We start from the raw sequence: 18993 nt of genomic DNA on the forward strand, positions 1-18993 counted from the left end.
ATCATGCTGCTGCCTGACGACACCACGCTGCTGCTGGCCGCCAGCCCGCTGGCCCTGCTGGGGTTACTGTGGGCGTGGCGTCAGCGCCGCTTGCCGCCGCCGGCCGTGAACCGTTTGCCGCCGCCGCGCATCTTGCACCCGGCTGCCACTGACGCTGATCCGCTGGCTGTTGCCAGCACTCTCAACCCCGATACCGTTCAACACGATCGCGCCAGCCCTGATGCGTTACAGCTGGAAATCGGTATAGCAGACACCGACCAGCTGACCGAGGCCGACGTTTACCTGCAATTCGGCTACCTCGACCGCGCCGCCGCGCTATTGCGCAGCTACGCCGACCAGAACCCGCCGGCCAGCCGCGAGCTGGCACGCCTGCTGGGCTTGTACCTGCGCCTGGCGGCTATTGATGACTTCACCGAGATCTTGGACAGGTTGGCCGCGCAGGGCATGCTCACCGAGGCCGACACCGCCCAGGCGGTGGTAGAAGGCTTGCGTATTGACCCGGACAACCTGGCACTGCGTGTGTTTGCCGAAGACACGCTGGGTTGGGATATCGCCACCGTCAGCCGCCGCGTGGGGCTGGCGCCACCGCAACCGGCGCCACGCGCAGCCAGTGCCGCGCTGGCGGCCCACGCTGCGGCGCCCGCCAGCGGCCAGCACCTGGTGCAAGGCAGCCAGCCTCTGGCACCGCTGGCAGACCTGGAGCGGCAGGCTATCTGTTATTTGCTACCGCCACGGCAGAGCGTGCGCATTCTGCAGCAACACGGTGAGGCCATGACCGCCATCCGCACGCTGGAAGGGTTATTGGCACAAACCCGCCACCCGCTCACCCTGTTGATGGACATTTTGCATCTGTACTACCGCCAGGCTGATCTGGCCGGTTACTGCCGCCGCTTGTGGCAAAGCTTTGTCCTGCTCGGCGAGCACGGCAGTGCGCTGCGCGAAAGGTTGCTGCGCATGGGCTTTGCACTGGGCCGGCATCCGCTGCTGGACGCGCTGGCCACTACGCCCGATTCCGCCGCGCTGGAGGCGCTAGGCCGCACGTGGGGGCTGGTGCCAGTGGTGACGGCCAACTCCAGCAGTTTGCCGTTGGTGACAGCACATCCCGCAGGCGAGTTGCGTGGCAGCGGCAGTGATGCACTGGCCGATGCCGAGGCCTATCTCGACTATGGCCAGGTGGACGAGGCGCAGGGAGTGCTGGAGCAAGCACTGTATCGCAACCCGGCTGACGTACGTTTGTACCCGCCATTGCTGGATCTCTACCAGCGGCGAGAGTCGGTCGAGCCGCTGCGCGCCTTGCTGGCCCATGTGCGCGCCACGCTGGGCCGCCCACCGGCCGAAGTCGCCCCCCGCTTGGCGCAGCTGCGCCAGCTTCTGAAACTGGACGACCCGCTGGAGGAGCAACATGTCTGTCAGCACCCCGGCTGAGCCGATTACCGTCCTCACTGCCGGCATGGACGAACGCAAGCTGGCGCTGTTCCGCATGGCGTTCCGTCTGCATACGCTGTACCCGTACCGGTTGGCCAGCGACCACGGCGGTACGCCGCAGCTGGCCATTATCGATGTCGATAGCGCTACTGGCTGGCAAGTGTGGCAGCAGTACCGCCAGCAACACCCCGCGCTGCCTGCGCTGATTGTTACCGCCTACCCCAGCGACGACGCCCCGGCCTTGCAGATGGTAAAGCCAGTGCGCATGGAAAAACTGTTCCCGCTGCTGCGCCAGCTGCTGGCCACGCCAGCCGCTGCGGCCGATAGCGCCGCGTTGCCGCCCGCCAGCCCGCAACCGGCGGTGACGCCCGAGCCGGCGGCGGCGCTGCTGGCGGCTACGCCTGCGTCGCAACCTGCCCCCGGCCCGGTACCGCCCCCGGCCGCAGTGCGGCCAACCAGGCCGCCGCCGGGCGAGGCGCCGCCCCTAGCACGCCATGGCGGGCAGCGCCGCATCCTGCAGCGTTTTCATACGGCTGGCACCATCTACGGTTTGCTGCTGGATGCCGCCCGCCAAAAGCAGCCACAACGGCTGTATTGCGAGCAGCGTTTGCTAGCCAGCGTCGACCCGCTTGCCGGCCAGGTACAGTTGTACGCCCCCTTATCCAGCTTGCAGCAATTGGCTGAACTGGACGGCCTGCGTCTGGCCTGCCAGTTGCAAACCGAGCCGTTACCACCGCCGGTGCTGCACATGGGCCTCACTACCCTGCTGTGGCAGGTGGCGTTATGGAGTTGCCGCGGCCGCTTGCTGGCCGGCATCGACCCGGATACCCCGTTGCGCTTGCGGCAGTGGCCCAACCTGACGCGGCTGGCGCCGCTAGATGGCGCGCTGCGTATTGCCGGCCTGTGGTCGCGTACGCCCACCAGCCTGCGCGTGGCCGTGAGCCTGCTGCGCATGGAGCCAGCCGTGTTATGCAATTTCATTGCGGCCAGCCATGCGCTGGGCCTGTTGGAGCAGGTAGGCAAGCGCAGCGAAGCGGCGCCGTCCGCTACCCGGCCGGCAACGCCGGCACCCGCGCCCCTGCCGCCGGCCAGACAGAGTCTGCTCTCGCGGCTGCTGGGGCGGATCAAGAACCTGTAGGGGCTTTGCATGCGACCCAGTGACAACAAAATTCTGTTTGCCGGCCCGGTGGGCGCCGGCAAGACCACGGCCATCGCCAGCCTGTCCGATATCCCGCCGGTGACCACCGACGCCACCGCCTCGGACATGACGCTGGACCGCAAGGGCCACACCACGGTAGCGCTGGATTACGGCGTGCTGCTGCTGGACGAGGACACCAAGGTACACCTGTACGGCACGCCGGGGCAGGAGCGTTTCGATTTCATGTGGGACATCCTGAGCCAAGGCGGCATCGGGCTGATCCTGCTGCTGGACAACACCCGGCCGCACCCCATCCGCGACCTGCAGTTTTTCCTGAAAGCGTTCGACAAGCTGCTGCAGGACGCGCCGCTGGTGGTGGGCATTACCAAGACCGACTTGGCCGGCACACCCACCACCGCGCATTACGCCGACATCCTGGAAACGCTGGGCCTGCGCCCGCCGATCTTCGAGGTGGACGCTCGCAATCGTGAGGACATCAAGTCGCTGGTGTGCGCGTTGCTGTATTCGATCGACCCGGGCCTGGAGGCCTGATCATGACAGCCTCGCTCAGCCTCAATAGCGCCCTGTACGCTGAAGTAACCCCTGCTGGCGCCTGGTATGCCGTCAGCCACGGCGAAAGCGGTGCCGACCGCAAGCTGCTGCTGCAACTGCTGCAGCACGGCGGCGAGTTGCCGCTGACCGAAGCCCGTTTACTGCAGTGGTGCGAGGCCGCATCGCTAGAGCAGGCCCTGACGGTGTTGTATCGCTTGCAACGGCTGGGCTTTGTTCAAGGTAGTAGCGACGGACGTTGCGAGCCGGCCGGCAGCCTGGAAAGCCGCCTGCCGGCCTTGCTGGCGCAGTTATCCGGCGAGGGCCGTGCGCTGTTGGCAGACGATAACGGCTTGTACTACGCGGCAGCCGGTTTCCGCCACGAGGCGGCCGAACAGATTGCCGCACTGGCCGGCGATATCATCGGCATGGCGCGACGTCACAGCCGCTTGCTGCAGCACAACCTGGGCCTGGGGGCGCAAGCCTGGGCCCTGATCGACCCGGCCGGCCATGCCGAGCTGGGGTTTCACCCGCTCTACCTGGGCCGCCAGACGTTCCTGCTGGTGATTGGCGGCCAACCGCGACTGGGCGATAGCGCCTTTGTTGCCATCATCGAGGCGCTGTGTCGCCGTTACGCCTGAACGATTACCGGAAGCCAACACCATGCGCGAACAACTGCTCAAATCCATCCTCAGCGACCTCAACGGCGCGTCTGCCGACATCGAGGCCTCGGCCATCATTTCTTCCGACGGCCTGACCATGGCCGCGCTGTTGCCGCAGGGCGTCGACGAAGACCGCGTCGGCGCCATGGCTGCCGCCATGTTGTCGCTGGGCGAGCGTACCGCCCGCGAGCTGGCCCGTGGCGAGCTGGAGCAGGTGATGGTGAAGGGGGACGCTGGCTACATCCTGATGAGTTACGCCGGCCGCGACGCGGTGCTGACCGTGATTGCCCGCAAGGAAGCCAAGCTGGGCCTGATCTTTCTGGACGCCAAGCGTGCGGCGCGCAGTGTGGCCGAAATTCTATAGTTAGCTATGCGAAATGACTGCGCTTCTTTATCATGTGCTGGCATAACAAACAGGGCGCATCATGAAAACAACAGCAGGTTTGGCCGCCACGCTATTGCTGGCACTGTCCGCCGCTACCGTGGCAGAACCGTTGACCTTTGGCATGTTCGAGAGCAACCCGTCGCGCCGTGACAAGTTCGAACGTCACTTCGTCATTGGCGAGCCCCTGCAGGCGTTTGAAGTGGGCAAGAAGCGGGTGGTGCTACCGCCTGGCAACTGGCTGATCAGCGAAGTGGAAACCGAGGCGCCAGACGTGACTGAAGAGGGTAGCAGCACGGTAGTGAGTGAAACCGCCGACGCCTGGCTGTCGGTACAGGACGTGGAAAGCGGCGACCTGATTGCGTTCAATACCAGCTTGTCTCCGTTTAACGCACACGTGTCGTTTACCCAGCTGATTGGCGCCTGCCAGAAAGACCACCAGCAGCAAGAAAAAGGCTGGGTGACGGTGGCCAGACAGCAAGACAGCCTGCGTGAGGATAGACAGAGTTGCGTCCGCATCTCGGCCCGGCTGGAGCGCGCCCGTTCCGGTGAAACCTATTTGCAGCTCAGAACCGCCACGCTGGAAAGCTGGAAGGCGGATTACCTCACCGTAGACCGTCTGCACAAGGTGCCGGCTGCGGCCAAAGACGACCTGCAGCAGTTGCTGCAACAGCCAGCCATCCGCAGCTATGTGGACGAACAGCTGCGCTGGGGCAGCCAGGTAAAAGGCGACATCGCCCGCCAGATGGGCTGGTAAGCGTCGCGCCCTGCCGGCGTGCTGTCGGCAGGTATCCGCTTGAAGAAACACCCCCTGCGGGCATGGCACGCAGGGGGTGTTTCCATTCTGCGCATCCGGCGCGACGCTGTGTTTGGCTGGCGGTCTCAGCCATCGCGCAGGCGGCGGTAAAACGTGCTGCGGCTGATGCCTAGCGCCCGCGCGGCGGCGCTGGCGTTACCGCCGTGTTGCTGCAGCAGGCTGTGCAGGGTGTTGGCCGTCTGGCGCTGTGCCGGCTGTGCAGCGCGCAGCGTGGCGGGCAGGTGGTCGGGCGTCAGCACGGTGTCGTCGTCCACCAGCGCGAGCAGCGTGCGCAGCAGGTTGTCCAGCTGGCGCAGGTTGCCCGGCCAAGGGTAGCGGCGGATGAAGTCGGCCAAGGCCGGCGACAGCGTGATGCCGCGCCCGGCACTGCCGTGTTGCAACAGCAGGTTGGCCGCAATCTGCGCCACGTCGCCGCGTTCGCGCAGTGGCGGCAGCGTGAGTGGGTAGTGGCACAGGCGGTAATAGAGGTCGGCGCGGAAGCGGCCGGCGGCCACTTCGTCGCCCAAGTCGCGGTGGGTGGCGGCCACGATGCGGATATCTACTTTCTGCCCGCCACCACCGCCCAGCGGCACCACCAGCCGCTCTTGCAGCACGCGCAGTAGCCGCGCCTGCAGGCTCATCGGCATGTCGCCGATCTCATCCAGAAACAGCACGCCGCCGTCGGCCTCGCGCAGACGGCCACGGGCGCCCTGACGCCGGGCGCCGGTAAAGGCGCCTTCTTCGTAGCCGAACAGTTCCGATTCGATCAGCCCCTCCGGGATGGCGGCGCAGTTCACCGCCACCAGTGGCGCGGCGGCGCGGCTGCTGGCTGCGTGCAGCGCCTGCACGAAGCGTTCCTTGCCGGCGCCGGTTTCCCCCAGTACCAGCACCGGGATGTCGGCTTCCAGCAGGCGGCGGGCGGTGTCCAGCATGCCGGCGGGCAGCGCCAGGTCCTGCTTGCGGCCAACCTTGTCATGGCTATTTTCGGCGTGTGGCGCACTGGCCGGGCGCCGGGCGGCGCGTGCTGCCGGCTCGCTGTGCAGCAGGGAGGGGCGCTCGCTCAAGGATGGCAGCCGCGGCGGCAGCAGGCTGGCCGAGTACAGCCGCCCGCCGTGGCGCAGCGAGGCGATGCCGCTGCCGTGGCGGCTGAGCCAGTGTTCCAGGCTGAGGCCGGACAGCCCGGCAAAACGGGTCTGCCCCAGGCAATGCCAGTCCAGCCCCAGTGCGGCCAACGCGGCACGGTTGGCCGCACGCAGCACGCCGTCGTCGTCAAACGCCAGCCGCGCGCAGCGTGGCGTAGCCAGTGTGGCCGGGTCGGGGGCAAAGCGCAGCTCGTGCAGGCTGCGGCTGTGTTCGTCGAACAGCCGTTGTTCGATATGGCGCACCGCCGTCATCACCTGCAGCTGTTGCGCCTCGCCCAGCTTGCGCGGCAGGCCGGATACGTCCAGTGCGCCCAGTAGGCGGCCTTGCGGGTCGAGGATGGTGCTGGCGGTACACGACAGCTGGCGGTTGCGCTCCAGATAGTGTTCGCTGCCGCGTACGCGCACGGCGTTGCCGGTGACCAGCGCGGTGCCGATGGCGTTGGTGCCCCGTACGTCTTCGCGCCAGTCCATGCCGGGCAGCAGCGCTACCCGTTCGGCGCGGTCCAGAAACGCCGGGTGGCCCATCTGGTTGAGGATGACGCCGTCGGCGTCGGCCACGATCACCACGTGGCCATCGTCCACCACGCTGTCGAACAGCGCGTCGATGGCCGGCTTGGCCAGCTGCAGCCAGTCGGCGCTGGCCTGCTGCCGTTGCTGCAACGTGTTCGGGTCCAGCCGCTCGGGTTGCCGTAGCCGCCCCGCCGGCAGGCCCAGGCCCAGGCAGCGTCGCCACGAGTGCAGGATAGGCTGCGGCACGCTGTTTTCCGGTACATCGCCACCGTCGAAAAAGCGGCGCCGTACTTCGGCCAAGGGCAGGCTGGACATGGGGTTCTCCACGGTGTGTCACTGTATCGATACAACTGTAGCAGGCTGACACAGCCAGGTGCGCCGCAGCGGCCCGAAGTGTGCCGCGCCGCAGCGGCGAAAGTACGCTCAAAAAAAGCCGTGATTTTTGCGATGCAACATGCATGCACCAGAAGGCAGCATCGATAAGGGCAACGGCCTGGTTGCGCTGCAGCATGGCAACGGGCTGGCACGCGGGATGCACTGTGGCATTTACACCCGGCGAGGTGACACCAACACAACAGGAGATACAGAGATGAGCATCATTACCCCGGCACAGTACGGTCTGAACCTGAAAACCCGTTACGACAACTACATCAACGGCCAGTGGGTGGCACCGGTTGCCGGCCGCTACTTCGAGAACGTGACGCCGGTGACCGGCCAGGTGATCTGCGAGGTGGCGCGCTCCGACGCCGCCGACGTGGAGCTGGCGCTGGACGCCGCGCACGCCGCCAAAACCGCGTGGGGCAAGACCAGCGTGGCCCAGCGCGCGCTGATCCTGCACCGCATTGCCGACCGCATGGAACAGCACCTGGCCACGCTGGCCACGGTAGAAACCTTCGACAACGGCAAGCCGATCCGCGAAACCACCCACGCCGACTTGCCGCTGGCCATCGACCATTTCCGCTACTTCGCCGGTTGCATCCGCGCGCAGGAAGGCAGCATCGGCGAGATCGACGCCACCACCGTGGCTTACCACTTCCACGAGCCGCTGGGCGTGGTGGGCCAGATCATCCCGTGGAACTTCCCGCTGCTGATGGCGGCGTGGAAAATCGCCCCGGCCTTGGCCGCCGGTAACTGCATCGTGCTGAAGCCGGCCGAGCAGACCCCGCTGTCGATCCTCGTGCTGATGGAGCTGGTGGGCGACCTGCTGCCGCCGGGCGTGCTGAACGTGGTGAACGGCTTCGGTACCGAGGCCGGCAAGGCGCTGGCCACCAGCAAGCGTATCGCCAAGATCGCCTTTACCGGCTCTACCCCGGTGGGCCGCCTGATCATGAACTACGCCAGCGAAAACCTGATTCCGGTGACGCTGGAGCTGGGCGGCAAGTCGCCCAATATCTTCTTTGGCGACGTGTGCGACAAGGACGACGCCTTCTTCGACAAGGCCATCGAAGGCTTCGTGATGTTTGCGCTGAACCAGGGTGAAGTGTGCACCTGCCCCAGCCGCTCGCTGGTACACGAATCCATCTACGACCGCTTCATGGAACGCGCCCTCAAGCGCGTGGCCGAGATCAAGCAGGGCAACCCGCTGGACCCGTCCACCATGATTGGCGCCCAAGCCTCGCAAGAGCAGATGGACAAGATCCAGAGCTACCTCACCCTGGGCAAACAGGAAGGTGCCACCGTGCTTGCCGGCGGCGAGCGCGCCATGCTGGGCGGCGCGCTGGAGCAGGGTTTCTACATCCAGCCCACCGTATTTGAAGGCCACAACAAGATGCGCATCTTCCAGGAAGAGATCTTTGGCCCGGTACTGTCGGTGACCAAGTTCAAGGACGTGGACGAGGCGCTGCATATCGCCAACGACACCCTGTTCGGTCTGGGCGCCGGCGTGTGGACGCGCAACATCAACACCGCCTTCCACATGGGCCGCCACATCGAAGCCGGTCGCGTGTGGACCAACTGCTACCACGCCTACCCGGCGCACGCCGCCTTCGGTGGTTACAAGCAGTCTGGTATCGGCCGTGAAACCCACAAGATGATGCTGGACCACTACCAGCAAACCAAGAACCTGCTGGTGAGCTACAGCGAGGACAAACTGGGCTTCTTCTAAACCGTACCGGTTGCCGTGGCCTGCCCGCCGCCTGTGGGGCGGGGGCGGGGCACCGGTCACCGCTCTGACACTGCTTCCTCCCCGGCCGGCCATGGTCGCTCGTGGCCGGCGGACTCACTGCCACCTGATGTTGCTCAACATCGGTGGCATTTTTTATAGGGATGATGGGAATTAAATCAGGTTAATCTATAAAACATAACAGCCGCGCCGGGGCCACGCTCTGGTACACGCACTACGTCAACTGATGGAGCACTCATGCTGTTTTTCAATAAAAAGCGACAATCTCCCGCAGAACTCAATGCTACCGACACCCCTGCCGGGCTGATGCACATTGTGCGCACCGATAATCAGGGCTACGACCAGGCCTTGGCGGCCAAGGCCGGCAGCAGCATCCGGCTGGTGTTGGGCTATGTGAACCCCGCGGCCAACCTGGAGCAGGTTGGCCGCAGCGTGGCGCGCCACTTTCCGCAGGCCAAAGTGGTGCTCACTACCACCGCCGGCGAGTTGTGCAGCGCCGGCAGCCAGCAGCCGCTCTATCTGCCGGCCAACGGCCAGTGGCAGAGCATGGTGTTCCAGCTGTTTGACGCGGCACTGGTCAGCGATGTGCACGTAGCGGCTGTGCCGCTGGCCTGCGAAGACATCAAGGCCGGCCAGCCCTCGCTTAGCCACGATAGCCGGCTGGCCAAGCTGAAAGACCAGGTTGGCCGCATCAACCTGCCGTTTGCCATGCGTCACGACGAGGGCTTTGTACTGACGCTGGTGGATGGCCTGTCCAATAGCGAGAGCTACCTGATGGAGGCGCTGTACGAATCCGGCAAGCTGCCCTACCTGTTTGTCGGCGGCTCGGCCGGCGGCCCGCTGGATTTCAGCATGACGCGGCTGTACGACGGCCAGCAGGTACGCGACGGCCACGCGGTGTTTGCCTTCATCAAGCTGGCACCCGCCTACCGCTACGGCATCTTCAAGAGCCAGAACTTTGAAGACACCGGCACCAGCTTCATCATTGCCCAGGCCAGCACCGAGCTGCGCCAGGTGCACTCGGTGATCGACAGCAAGAGTGGCGAGATCCGTAACGTGTTGGACGCGCTGTGCCAGCACTTCCGCTGCCAGCGCAGCGAGCTGGGCGCCAAGCTGCAAAGCCACAGCTTCGGCATCAAGATTGACGACGAAATCTTCGTGCGTTCGGTACTGGCCATCAACGAACAGCAGGGTTACCTGCAGTTTGCCTGCGACCTCGCGTTTGGCGAACAGCTGTTCCTGCTGCGCAGCGTGGACCTGGCCGAGCGTACCGGCCGCGACTTCGAACAGTTCAGCCGCGGCAAGCCGCAACCGGTGGGCGGCATCCTCAACGATTGCATCCTGCGCCGGCTCAATAACGCCAGCGCGCTGGCACGCGCTAATGTGTACGGCGACATCCCCACCGCCGGCTTTTCCACCTTTGGCGAGCTGCTGGGCGTCAATATCAACCAGACGCTGACCGCCATCTTCTTTTACCCGGCCAGCAGCACCTTCCGCGACGACTTTGTCGACCGCTTCCCGGTGCATTACGCCAACTTCAAGAACTACTTCTACCGCCGCGAACTCGAGCGAGCCCGCATGACCGGGCAGATGAAGAGCCGCGTGATTGAAGAGCTGAACGGTTACAAGGCCTTTGCCGGCCAGTTGATGGAGAGCCTGCCGCTGTTCCGCGACACCACCGCCCAACTGGTGGAGCACCTGGGCAGCATCGAGCAGGACATCAGCCGCTTTGGCCAGGAAGTAGACCAGGGTGCGCAGACTGCCAGCAACGTGACCGGCCGCATCGGCGCACTGGAAAAAGACGCGCAGCAGATTGGCGAAGTGATGCAGATGATCAAGAAGATCGCCGAACAAACCAACCTGCTGGCGCTGAACGCCGCCATCGAAGCCGCCCGTGCCGGCGAGGCCGGCCGTGGCTTTGCCGTGGTCGCCGACGAAGTACGCAAGCTGGCCAACACCACCCAGGCCAACCTGGACGCCACCGGTGGCGCGGTGGACAACGTGATGAACGGCGTGCGTGACGTCGGCGGCGACGTGCGCGGCATGGGTAGCCAGGTCAGCGGTTTTGCCGGCGAAATGGCGCAAGTGGTGGGCAAGCTGCACGGCCTGGCCGCCACCTCGCAAGACAGCAAACAGCGCGTAGACAGCATGCTGGCGCAGACCGAAAGCCTGTACGCCCGCATGCGCGAGGTAGACAAAGAGCTGGACGCCATCCTGCAGCTGGAAAAACAGTAACCGCCCACCGGCGCGTGCGCCGTAGCAGGCCGTGGCCGCCGCCGGGTTGCCTGGCGGCGGTTGCTATTGGGCGCCCGCGTCTGTGACAGCCTGTGACACGCTTAACAACCGTTAAACCCGATGGCATTGACCGGTGTCGGCGCATTGGCATAAGCTGCCCCGTTGATTGCAAACAGGAGCGCGAAATGAACCGGAAAAGCCTTGGCATTGCCATGATGTCGCTGTTGCTCGGCGCCTGCGCCAGCAGCACCGTGCCACAGCAAGGGCAGTGGCAGCAAACCGGCCCCGATGGCCAGCCGCTGCAAACGCTGCAGCTGAAAGACGGCCAGCTGTCGGCCAGCGCCGGCTGCAACCGGCTGTTCGGCCCGGCCCGCATCGAGCAGGGCCGCCTGGTGGTAGGCCATCTGGCCAGTACGCTGATGGCGTGCGCCCCGGACGCCATGCAGCGCGAGCAAGCCCTGGCCGCCCTGCTGCGCAGCCGCCCGCAAGTGCGGCTGGATGGCGACAAACTGCTGATCGGCGAAGTAGCCCAGCAGCAGGTATGGCAGCCGGTGGCCGCTCCGGCTCACGTCACCAAGCCGCTGCCGGTTAACGTCACTACCGCTGCTACCGCAGTACCGGCGGCCGAGCCGGCCACCCAGCGTTTTATCTACGTGGCCCCCGAGCGCCGCCCGTGCACCGGCGTGGCGCCGATGCAGTGCCTGCAAGTGCGCGAGCGCGCCAACCAGCCGTGGCAACACCATTACGGCGACATCGAAGGCTTCCAGTTCGAGCCGGGCACCGCCTACCGCCTGCGCATCAGCGAGATCAAGGTGGCCAACCCGCCCGCCGACGCCCCCGACCGCCGCTGGGTGCTGGAAACCATCGTCGAGCAGATCCGCATCGCCCCCTGATACGGTGACCGTTGTTCTACTCCCAAAACAAAAGCCCCGGCATGCCGGGGCTTCTGCTTGCGTAAAGTTGGCCGCATGCGGCCAACCTTCAGGCGGGGAGCGGGTTCTGCGTGATGTCTGTCGGCTGCGGTGTGCCCAGATCGATAATCCGGTCCGCCATCTGCAGGGTTTGTGGGCGGTGGGCGACAGCGATACGGGTGATGGGTAGCTGGCGCAGGTGCTCGTTGATGCGCTGTTCCAGCGCCAGGTCGAGGTGGCTGCTGGCTTCGTCCATGAACAGGATGTCGGGTTGGCGGTAGAGTGCCCGCGCCAGCAGCACGCGCTGCTTCTGACCGCCAGACAAGGTGCTGCCCATATCGCCCACCAGCGTGTTGTAGCCCATAGGCATAGCCATGATGTCATCGTGGATGCAGGCGAGGGTGGCGCAGTGTTCGACGCGTGCCAGGTCCAGGCGCGGGTCAAACAGGGCAATGTTCTCGGCCAGCGAACCGGACAGCAGCTGGTCGTTCTGCATCACGGCGGCGACGCGCTGGCGATACTGGCTACCAAGCTGGCTGATGCTGATGCCGCCGTAGCGGATGTCGCCGGACTCGGCTTGCAGCAGCCCCAGCATCAGCTTCAGCAACGTGGTCTTGCCCAGGCCGGACGGGCCGCGAATGGCCACGAACTCCCCCTGGCGAATGTGCAGGTCCAGCTGCGACACCACCGCCGGCAAAAAGCTGCCGTAGCGGAATACCAGGCCGTGCACGCTAAGGTCGCGGTGCGGCAATTGCTGGCCAAGAAACGGCGCTGCGTCGGTTTGTTCCGGTTCGGTATGCACAATATCGGCCAAGCGTTCGGCGTACAGTCGTACCATGCCCAGGTTGACCAGCTTGTCGATCAGCGCATCCAGCCCGCCGATGAACTGCTCTTTCCACGCCAGATAAGCCAGCAGGGCACCTACCGTCATGCTGCCGCCCAGCACCGCCTGCGCCCCCAGCCACAATACGGCTGCTTGCTCGGCGGTGGTGAGTACGCCTTGCAGCAGCATGAAGGCCAGGTCAAGACGGCGGATGCGCAGCCCTTCGTTGGTGGTGAGCACCAGCCGGCGCAGCCATTCGTCGCGCCGGGTGCCTTCGCCGGCAAACAGTTTCACTGTTTGCATGCCGCGCAGGGTTTGCAGAAAGTGGGAGTCCAGCTCGGCACGGCTGACAATTTGCGCTTCTTGAGCATGGCGCACCGGGGCAAAGCGCAGCCAGCGCGTCAGGCCGTACAACAGCACAAAGCCCAGCGCCAGCATGGCCAGCAGCGGGTTGTAAAGGCACATCAGGCAGAGCGCCACCAGCGCCACCACGCCGTCCAGCAGCCCTTCTACCAGCTGGGTGGTGAGCGTGTCCTGGATGTCGTGCAAGCTATGAAAGCGCGACACCACGTCGCCGACATGGCGTTTTTCGAAGTAGCGCATCGGCAGCCGCAGCAGGTGTTCGAACACCCGCGTCTGCCACAGCACGTTCAGCCGGGTGGCCAGGTGGGTAATCACCCAGCTGCGCACAAAGCGGGTAGCGGTACGCATCAGCCCCAGCCCGGCAGTGGCGATGACCAGTAGCAGCAACAGTTCGCGGTCCAGGCTGACCAGTACTTCGTCCATCAGCCACTGCATCAGCAAGGGGCCGGCCAGCACAAACACCTGCAAGGCCAGCGATAGCACAAATACGTGCAGTAGCCCGCCGGCCAGGCCATCTACCCGACCCATCAGCCGGCGCAGGCGTACCGGCTGCCGGTTGTCTTCCTGGCTAAAACTGTTGGTGGGCTGCAGCTCCAGTGCTACGCCGGAAAAGTGCTGGCTGCATTGTGTCAGGCTGATTTTTCGCTTGCCGGTAGCGGGGTCGTGTATCCAGACGTGGCGGCGGCCAACCTTGGCCAGCACCACAAAGTGGTTCATATCCCAGTGCAGTACCGCCGGGCAGCGTAGCTGTGGCAGTTCGTTCAGCTCCAGCCGCACGGCGCGGCCGTTCAGCCCCAGGGTGCTGGCAATCGTCATCAGCTGGCGCAGGTTCATGCCACCCAGTGGAATATCGAAACGCCGGCGCAGGCTGGGCAGGTCGACCAGCTGCCCATAATAGCCTGCCACCATGGCGACACAGGCCAGGCCGCATTCTGCGGCTTCGGTCTGGCGCAGCATGGGCAGGCGCCGGCGCCAGCCGGTTTGCAGCGCGCTAAGCCAGCCGGTGTGGCCGTATTTATCCATGCGCGCTCCCGGCCACGCTGCGTTGCAGGCCAAGCAGCGGCTCCAGCAACCACTCCCATAACTGGCGGCGTTCTACCAGCACATCGGCTTCCAGCTTCATGCCGCTTTGCAGCGTCTGTGGCCGGCCATAGGCCGACACATGCTGTTGTGCCAGGTTCACCAGTAGCCGGTAGTAGCTTTCCTTTTCCGGCAAGCCCGCGGGCAAGGCCGCTGGGTTCAGTACGGCACGCGTTACCTCCTGCACGGTGCCGCGCTGTACGCCAAATTTCTGGTACGGGAAGGCCTGGTAGCGCAGCGTCACCGCCATGCCGGGGCGGATAAAGCCGATATCGCGGCTGGGTACGTACAGTTCGGCCTGGTAGCGGGCCGGTGCCGGCACAATGGCCAGCAGTGCTTCCTGTTCGGCAACAGCCTGGCCGGGGCGGGCTTGCAGTGCGGTAACCAGGCCGCTACGCGGGGCAACGACGGTGATTTCGCGACGCCCCTGCTGCAGGGCGCGCTCGCCCGCCAGCGCCGACAGGTCGCGGCCCAGACTGCGGTTTTCGTTATCTGCGGCCAACGGCAGCTGTTGTGCCTCGGCCCGGGCACTGGCCAGCAGATGTGCTACTTCAGCCTGGGCGGCTTGTAGCGCAGCAACCTGGCCATCGGCCAGCATCAGCTCGGCTTGCTTGTCTTCCAGCGAGGCGGCAGACACAAAGCCTTCGGCGACGAGTTGTTGCTGCCGCTGTAGCGCCTTGCCGGCCAAAGCGCTGCGGGATTGTGCCAGCGCGGTTTGGCGGGCCAAACCATCCAGCTGGCTTTGCAGTTGTGCCACCTTATGGCTGGCCTCCGCGCGGCGGGTAGCGTACAGGGCTGCCAGTGTTTGCCGGCTTTGCTGCAGGCTTTGGCTGCGCGCATCCAGCTGGCGCAGCACTTGCTGCTGTACTTCACCCCCCGCCACCGCGCGGTCGGAGTACAGGCGCAGCAACACCTGCCCGGCTTGCACTTGCTGGCCCTCGTGCACGGCCAGGCTAGCCAGCGTACCGGCCTGTGGTGCGTGCACGCGTAGCAAGCCTGCTACCGGTACCAGTTGGCCCATCGCCCTTGCCTTGCGGGTATATTCCCCCAGCCACAAAAACAGGATGACGCCCAGCGCACATGCGGCCAACAGCAAGCTGCTCCAGCGCCACGGGCTGTGCCCCAGCTGGAGTGGCGGGCCGTCACTAAGCTGATAGCGATGGCTGATGGCGTCGGGTCGGAAAAGAGAGGTATCGGTGGGCATAATCTTGTATCAGCGCCTGGACGGCGGCATGCTTGCGGGCCGTACACCATTCGTATCGAAAATTGCCTGGTGCCGCGTGCTGTTGCTGTTTACTCGTAAGCTGGCGGTTTGTTGATGTGCTCCGCGCCATCAGGCCTGCCGTTTGGCTGGCTGATTGCCAGGTTTGACAGGGGAAAGTCGCCAGAAGAAAATCGCCGAGCGAGACAGCCCGGCGATGACAGTCAACCTTGCGTCAACAAGGTCGAATTCCTCGGTTCAGGTATTCAGACGGCTGCGCTGTTCTCGTGCCACAAGCTTTCCCAGTCTTGCTCCGGCGTTACCTTTCCGATCAGCCAGCACACCGGCTCACCCGCCCAGCGCAACAGTTTGCCCTTCCAGTTGCCTTTTTCGCGCAAACCCATACGGAACGCGATTTCTTCCGCACGCCACAGAGCCAGGGGCAACATCAGTTTCTCTGCCCATGGCGAGCGGCGCATGAGCCGTACGTAAGGAATCGCCCACAGGTGATAACCGCGAACCATGGCAGCAGGCAGATGCTGACGGGTAAAGGCAATGTCAGCTCGCCACAGAGCGGGATCCATCAGGCCTTTGCGCATGAAGTGGGTGCAGATGACGCGACCACCACCACCACCACTCGCTGCACCATATCCCATACCAAATGCAGCTCCAGAAGCAGCGCCTATCGCCATGCCTTTGTCTCCAAATGGTGCACCAAGTGCACCTCCGACTGCTGCTCCCATTGCACCATTATTTAGTGCTCCGCCAATTCTGCCACCCCCATTGACAAGGCTTAAATCTAGGTCATCTAAAGTTGTCCTGTCGCTAATGCAATTAGATATGTCATTCATATGGTCACCTAAGTGAGTTTGTCAGGTAAAGAGTAAACCAAAGAGTCGCACTAAAAAGCCAACTAAAAATAGCCAAACGTATATTTATCTCCTTTCTCTTGCCTTCATAAAACCAGATCGCAAAGTAAAAGCAAAGTGGTGCGACTAACAAGAAGTACAGCGCTTGCTGAGGTAATGTTAATTCCATGATCTTACCCGTATGTTTGTGATTAATTTTTATGATTTGTTACGATGCTTATTGTCAATGCGTGATAGTCATTTATTGGATTGTAGATTTCACTCTAGCCTTGTGATGAAATTGCAATTCTCGGTTTTGTTTTCAGGTTTGCAAACTAAGTAGAGCTCACGATTGATTTTCTTCAGTTTGGCAAAATTATAGCTGCGGCCATCACTTTTTTTGATAAGCAAAAGACCACTGTGGTCTAGTGATAATGGTATCTATTCACCACCTTTAACGAAGCTCACTTTTTTTCATTGAAATGGAAGTCTGAATTGAAGCGATATTCACCGGCTTTGAGATGTTAAATCCAGTTTCCTTCCAGCTCGGAAGGTTTGATTGCAGGTTCGCTGATGGATTTGCACGATACCAGTGTTAATGCCAAAACCAGCATGCCAAAATGTCTGGATTTCATCATGGCTCCCAAGAATTTATGCACGTGCAAAATCTGCCCATTCACAAGCGATGTTCTTGGCTTAATGTAGAAACCTGCTTTTCTGACGTCAATCCTTCGATAGAATAAATGATTATGCCCATGTTGTTTTTTTATACGACTTCTGGATATTGGTAGTTTGACCCGGATATTGACCGCAGAATCGGTTACAGCGGCCAGGGTGGCTTCATGGCGTCAGCCGGTATAGATAAGCGCTGACGTTGCCGTGCTCGGTGCCGGTTTCGAAGGTGAAGATGCGTCGTGCGCCAAGGTTTTCGGCGGTTTTCCAGGAGGCGACGTTGCTGGTGGCCATCGCCGTATCCAGCCACGGCAGGCCCAGGTGGGCGATGCGTGGCAGTAGCAGCCGCACCGCCTGGCAGGCGTAGCCGTGGCCGCGTTGCCACGGCACCACCGACCAGGCCAGGTGCCCGGGGCAGTCTGCCGGCAGGTTGTCGCCGGGCAGGGGCCAGCGCAGGCTGAGTTCGCCGCAGTATTCGCCGTTGCTGATCCAGAAGCGGCAGTGGGGCAGGAAGGATTGGCTATTGTCAGCGTCTACCCCTATGCCGGGTGCCGGCAGCGGGCAGTGGGTGAAGTGCAGTAGATACGCTTCGGGAGCGGCGCGGCAGGCGGCCAGCATGCGGCTGGCGGTGTCTGGGTCATGCTCGTGCCCGGCCCAGCCGCGGCACAGCGCTTGCTGGTAGCTGGCTAGCAAGGCGTGGTTGGGGAAGGAGAGCGACAGCAGCATGCGGTGACCTGCTGCGGGGGAGCGGCGGCGCGGCGGTATACGCGCGGGCGACAGGCCTATCGGGCCTTGCGCTGACCTCGCCAGCTAAGTGCCAGCTGGACGATGACGCCGATCAGCACGTAGCTGGCGGGCTGCAGCATGCTGGCCGGGGTGGCCAGGCGCTGGACGATTACGGTGAGGGCAAAAATCAGCAGGCCGGTGTTGGCCCCTTGCAGGATGGTGTGCAGATGCATGCTGTTCACCTCGGGCGGAGGAGGGTACGGTAATCGGCAGGTAATTCCATTTTATGACATGGTGCTTATTGCGCAAACTCGCGTCGCCTTGCCGGTTGCCAGACTTTGGCAAAAGTACAGGGAAGAGGCCGGTCTGGTTGCGGGCCATGCATCTGCTTGATGCCTGGCGCTGTATCAGGTTGGCCGCGTGCGGCCAACCTGTGGTGCGGGATGCGGGCTTAGCCGCGGTTGAACAGGCCGCCCAGCAAGCTGGCGCCCTGGGCCAAGAGGCCTTCGCCTTCCACCTGGCCGTTGGGGGTGAGTTTGTCGATCACGGTGGGCAGGTGTTCGGCGATCTGTTGCGAGGCCACCGCCGGGTCGATGCCCAGTTTTTCTGCCAGGCCGGCAATCTGCTCGTTACCCAGCACGCTTTGGATCTGTTCCGGGGTGATGGCCAGGTTGTCGCCGGTGCCGACCCAGGACGAGACGATCTCGCCCAGGCCGCCGTTCTGGAACTTCTCCACCAGGCCGGCGACGCCGCCGTTGTTTTCCAGCAGGGTATTGGCGGCTTGCAGCAGGCCACCTTGTTCGCTGTTACCGAACAGGCTGCCCAGTTGGTCGAGGATGCTCATGGTGTGCCTTTCTATTGAGGGGGAAACGAGCGACCAACTTAAACCTTTTCTTGTTACAGATAAATGTTTCTATAAATAAAAGGCTTGGCCACAGTGACGTCATGTCGCCTTAACTGCTTGTTTTATCAAGGGCATTACCCGCCGCCGGCATGGACAAGCGCCGCGCGCTGCCGCATACTGCGCCGTTTTGCCATTCCGGAGAGCGTCATGCCCATCAATTACTTCGACATGCAGCGTTTCGAGGCGGTAAAGGTTCGCGAGAACATCCGCAAAGCCGGTTCGCCCGACCGTTTCGGCAAGGCCTCCAACGCCAAACACGACAAGAAGCTGAACAACCCGCTGCTGGGCAAACTGCTGCAGCAGCACAGCCCCGACAGCGACGACAAAAAGTAAGGGTGGCCAGGTCGTAGCGTTAAACGGTTGGCCGCAACAGACCCAGCCCTTCCTGTAACAGGAAGGGCTTTGTTTTTATGTGGCGGTCTGATGGAAGGCCGCCGGCGCTGCGATAGCGTAGGGCAGGACAGATTGTTCATATTCATTAATGAACTTCGCCATAAGGCGGTC

Annotated in this window: 17 protein-coding genes and 1 pseudogene; 11 read left to right on the forward strand and 7 right to left on the reverse strand. The window is 63.4% G+C overall.

Going from position 1 to position 18993, the window contains the following annotated elements; genetic code table 11:
* Nucleotides 1-3: 3 nt before the first annotated feature.
* From ACK4FZ_RS14190 to ACK4FZ_RS14215, 6 genes are all read left to right on the forward strand, one after another.
* Entirely contained in the window at nucleotides 4-1425 is a 1422-nt protein-coding gene (locus tag ACK4FZ_RS14190; RefSeq protein ID WP_409821925.1) for a FimV family protein, read from the forward strand.
* On the forward strand, nucleotides 1403-2563 hold the full coding sequence (locus tag ACK4FZ_RS14195) for a hypothetical protein (RefSeq protein ID WP_409821927.1): 1161 nt from the start codon (nucleotides 1403-1405) through the stop codon (nucleotides 2561-2563). Before ACK4FZ_RS14190 ends, ACK4FZ_RS14195 begins: the two co-directional genes overlap by 23 nt.
* A 9-nt stretch (nucleotides 2564-2572) precedes the next feature.
* The gene (locus tag ACK4FZ_RS14200) at nucleotides 2573-3115 is read left to right on the forward strand and encodes a GTP-binding protein (RefSeq protein ID WP_409821929.1); all 543 of its coding nucleotides are present in this window, start codon (nucleotides 2573-2575) and stop codon (nucleotides 3113-3115) included.
* A 2-nt stretch (nucleotides 3116-3117) separates the two neighbouring features.
* The gene (locus tag ACK4FZ_RS14205; protein WP_409821931.1) at nucleotides 3118-3753 is read left to right on the forward strand and encodes a peptidase M23; all 636 of its coding nucleotides are present in this window, start codon (nucleotides 3118-3120) and stop codon (nucleotides 3751-3753) included.
* A gap of 22 nt (nucleotides 3754-3775) precedes the next feature.
* Nucleotides 3776-4138 (forward strand): roadblock/LC7 domain-containing protein, encoded by a 363-nt coding sequence (locus ACK4FZ_RS14210; RefSeq protein WP_409821932.1) that lies wholly within the window; start codon nucleotides 3776-3778, stop codon nucleotides 4136-4138.
* A 61-nt stretch (nucleotides 4139-4199) separates the two neighbouring features.
* A complete protein-coding gene (locus ACK4FZ_RS14215; RefSeq protein ID WP_409821934.1) occupies nucleotides 4200-4913 on the forward strand; it encodes a hypothetical protein in 714 nt (237 codons plus the stop codon).
* A 125-nt stretch (nucleotides 4914-5038) separates the two neighbouring features.
* Here the strand turns inward: ACK4FZ_RS14215 and ACK4FZ_RS14220 are convergent, their stop codons facing one another.
* A complete protein-coding gene (locus ACK4FZ_RS14220) occupies nucleotides 5039-6919 on the reverse strand; it encodes a sigma-54-dependent Fis family transcriptional regulator (RefSeq protein ID WP_409821936.1) in 1881 nt (626 codons plus the stop codon).
* A 274-nt stretch (nucleotides 6920-7193) separates the two neighbouring features.
* On the opposite strand from ACK4FZ_RS14220, the gene adh reads away from it, so the two are divergent.
* The 4 genes and pseudogenes from adh (at nucleotide 7194) to ACK4FZ_RS14240 (ending at nucleotide 11854) form a co-directional block, all read left to right on the forward strand.
* Nucleotides 7194-8708, forward strand: coding sequence for an aldehyde dehydrogenase (adh, locus tag ACK4FZ_RS14225; protein WP_144373350.1), 1515 nt, complete (start codon nucleotides 7194-7196; stop codon nucleotides 8706-8708).
* Nucleotides 8709-9032: 324 nt separating this feature from the next.
* Nucleotides 9033-10145, forward strand: a pseudogene (locus ACK4FZ_RS14230) (FIST signal transduction protein); the annotation flags it as partial.
* 12 nt (nucleotides 10146-10157) lie between these two features.
* Complete coding sequence (locus ACK4FZ_RS14235) at nucleotides 10158-10961, forward strand: methyl-accepting chemotaxis protein (RefSeq protein WP_409821977.1); 804 nt, start codon at nucleotides 10158-10160, stop codon at nucleotides 10959-10961.
* A 185-nt stretch (nucleotides 10962-11146) separates the two neighbouring features.
* The gene (locus ACK4FZ_RS14240; RefSeq protein ID WP_409821938.1) at nucleotides 11147-11854 is read left to right on the forward strand and encodes an META and DUF4377 domain-containing protein; all 708 of its coding nucleotides are present in this window, start codon (nucleotides 11147-11149) and stop codon (nucleotides 11852-11854) included.
* Nucleotides 11855-11942: 88 nt separating this feature from the next.
* Here the strand turns inward: ACK4FZ_RS14240 and ACK4FZ_RS14245 are convergent, their stop codons facing one another.
* The 6 genes from ACK4FZ_RS14245 to ACK4FZ_RS14270 all read right to left on the reverse strand — a co-directional run bounded on the left by ACK4FZ_RS14245 (nucleotide 11943) and on the right by ACK4FZ_RS14270 (nucleotide 18429).
* On the reverse strand, nucleotides 11943-14081 hold the full coding sequence (locus tag ACK4FZ_RS14245; RefSeq protein WP_409821940.1) for a peptidase domain-containing ABC transporter: 2139 nt from the start codon (nucleotides 14079-14081) through the stop codon (nucleotides 11943-11945).
* The gene (locus ACK4FZ_RS14250; RefSeq protein ID WP_409821942.1) at nucleotides 14074-15342 is read right to left on the reverse strand and encodes an HlyD family secretion protein; all 1269 of its coding nucleotides are present in this window, start codon (nucleotides 15340-15342) and stop codon (nucleotides 14074-14076) included. Before ACK4FZ_RS14250 ends, ACK4FZ_RS14245 begins: the two co-directional genes overlap by 8 nt.
* A gap of 263 nt (nucleotides 15343-15605) precedes the next feature.
* On the reverse strand, nucleotides 15606-16190 hold the full coding sequence (locus ACK4FZ_RS14255; protein ID WP_409821944.1) for a hypothetical protein: 585 nt from the start codon (nucleotides 16188-16190) through the stop codon (nucleotides 15606-15608).
* A gap of 837 nt (nucleotides 16191-17027) precedes the next feature.
* Nucleotides 17028-17585: a GNAT family N-acetyltransferase gene (locus ACK4FZ_RS14260; RefSeq protein ID WP_409821945.1), complete on the reverse strand. Its 558-nt coding sequence runs from the start codon at nucleotides 17583-17585 to the stop codon at nucleotides 17028-17030.
* Nucleotides 17586-17641: 56 nt separating this feature from the next.
* Nucleotides 17642-17818, reverse strand: coding sequence for a hypothetical protein (locus tag ACK4FZ_RS14265; protein ID WP_409821947.1), 177 nt, complete (start codon nucleotides 17816-17818; stop codon nucleotides 17642-17644).
* Between the two features lie 218 nt (nucleotides 17819-18036).
* Entirely contained in the window at nucleotides 18037-18429 is a 393-nt protein-coding gene (locus ACK4FZ_RS14270; protein ID WP_409821948.1) for a YidB family protein, read from the reverse strand.
* 207 nt (nucleotides 18430-18636) lie between these two features.
* Between ACK4FZ_RS14270 and ACK4FZ_RS14275 the strand changes: the two genes are divergently transcribed.
* A complete protein-coding gene (locus ACK4FZ_RS14275; RefSeq protein ID WP_409821950.1) occupies nucleotides 18637-18822 on the forward strand; it encodes a hypothetical protein in 186 nt (61 codons plus the stop codon).
* Nucleotides 18823-18993 lie beyond the last annotated feature (171 nt).

It is taken from the genome of Vogesella sp., from assembly GCF_046297735.1.
GTDB lineage: Bacteria > Pseudomonadota > Gammaproteobacteria > Burkholderiales > Chromobacteriaceae > Vogesella > Vogesella urethralis.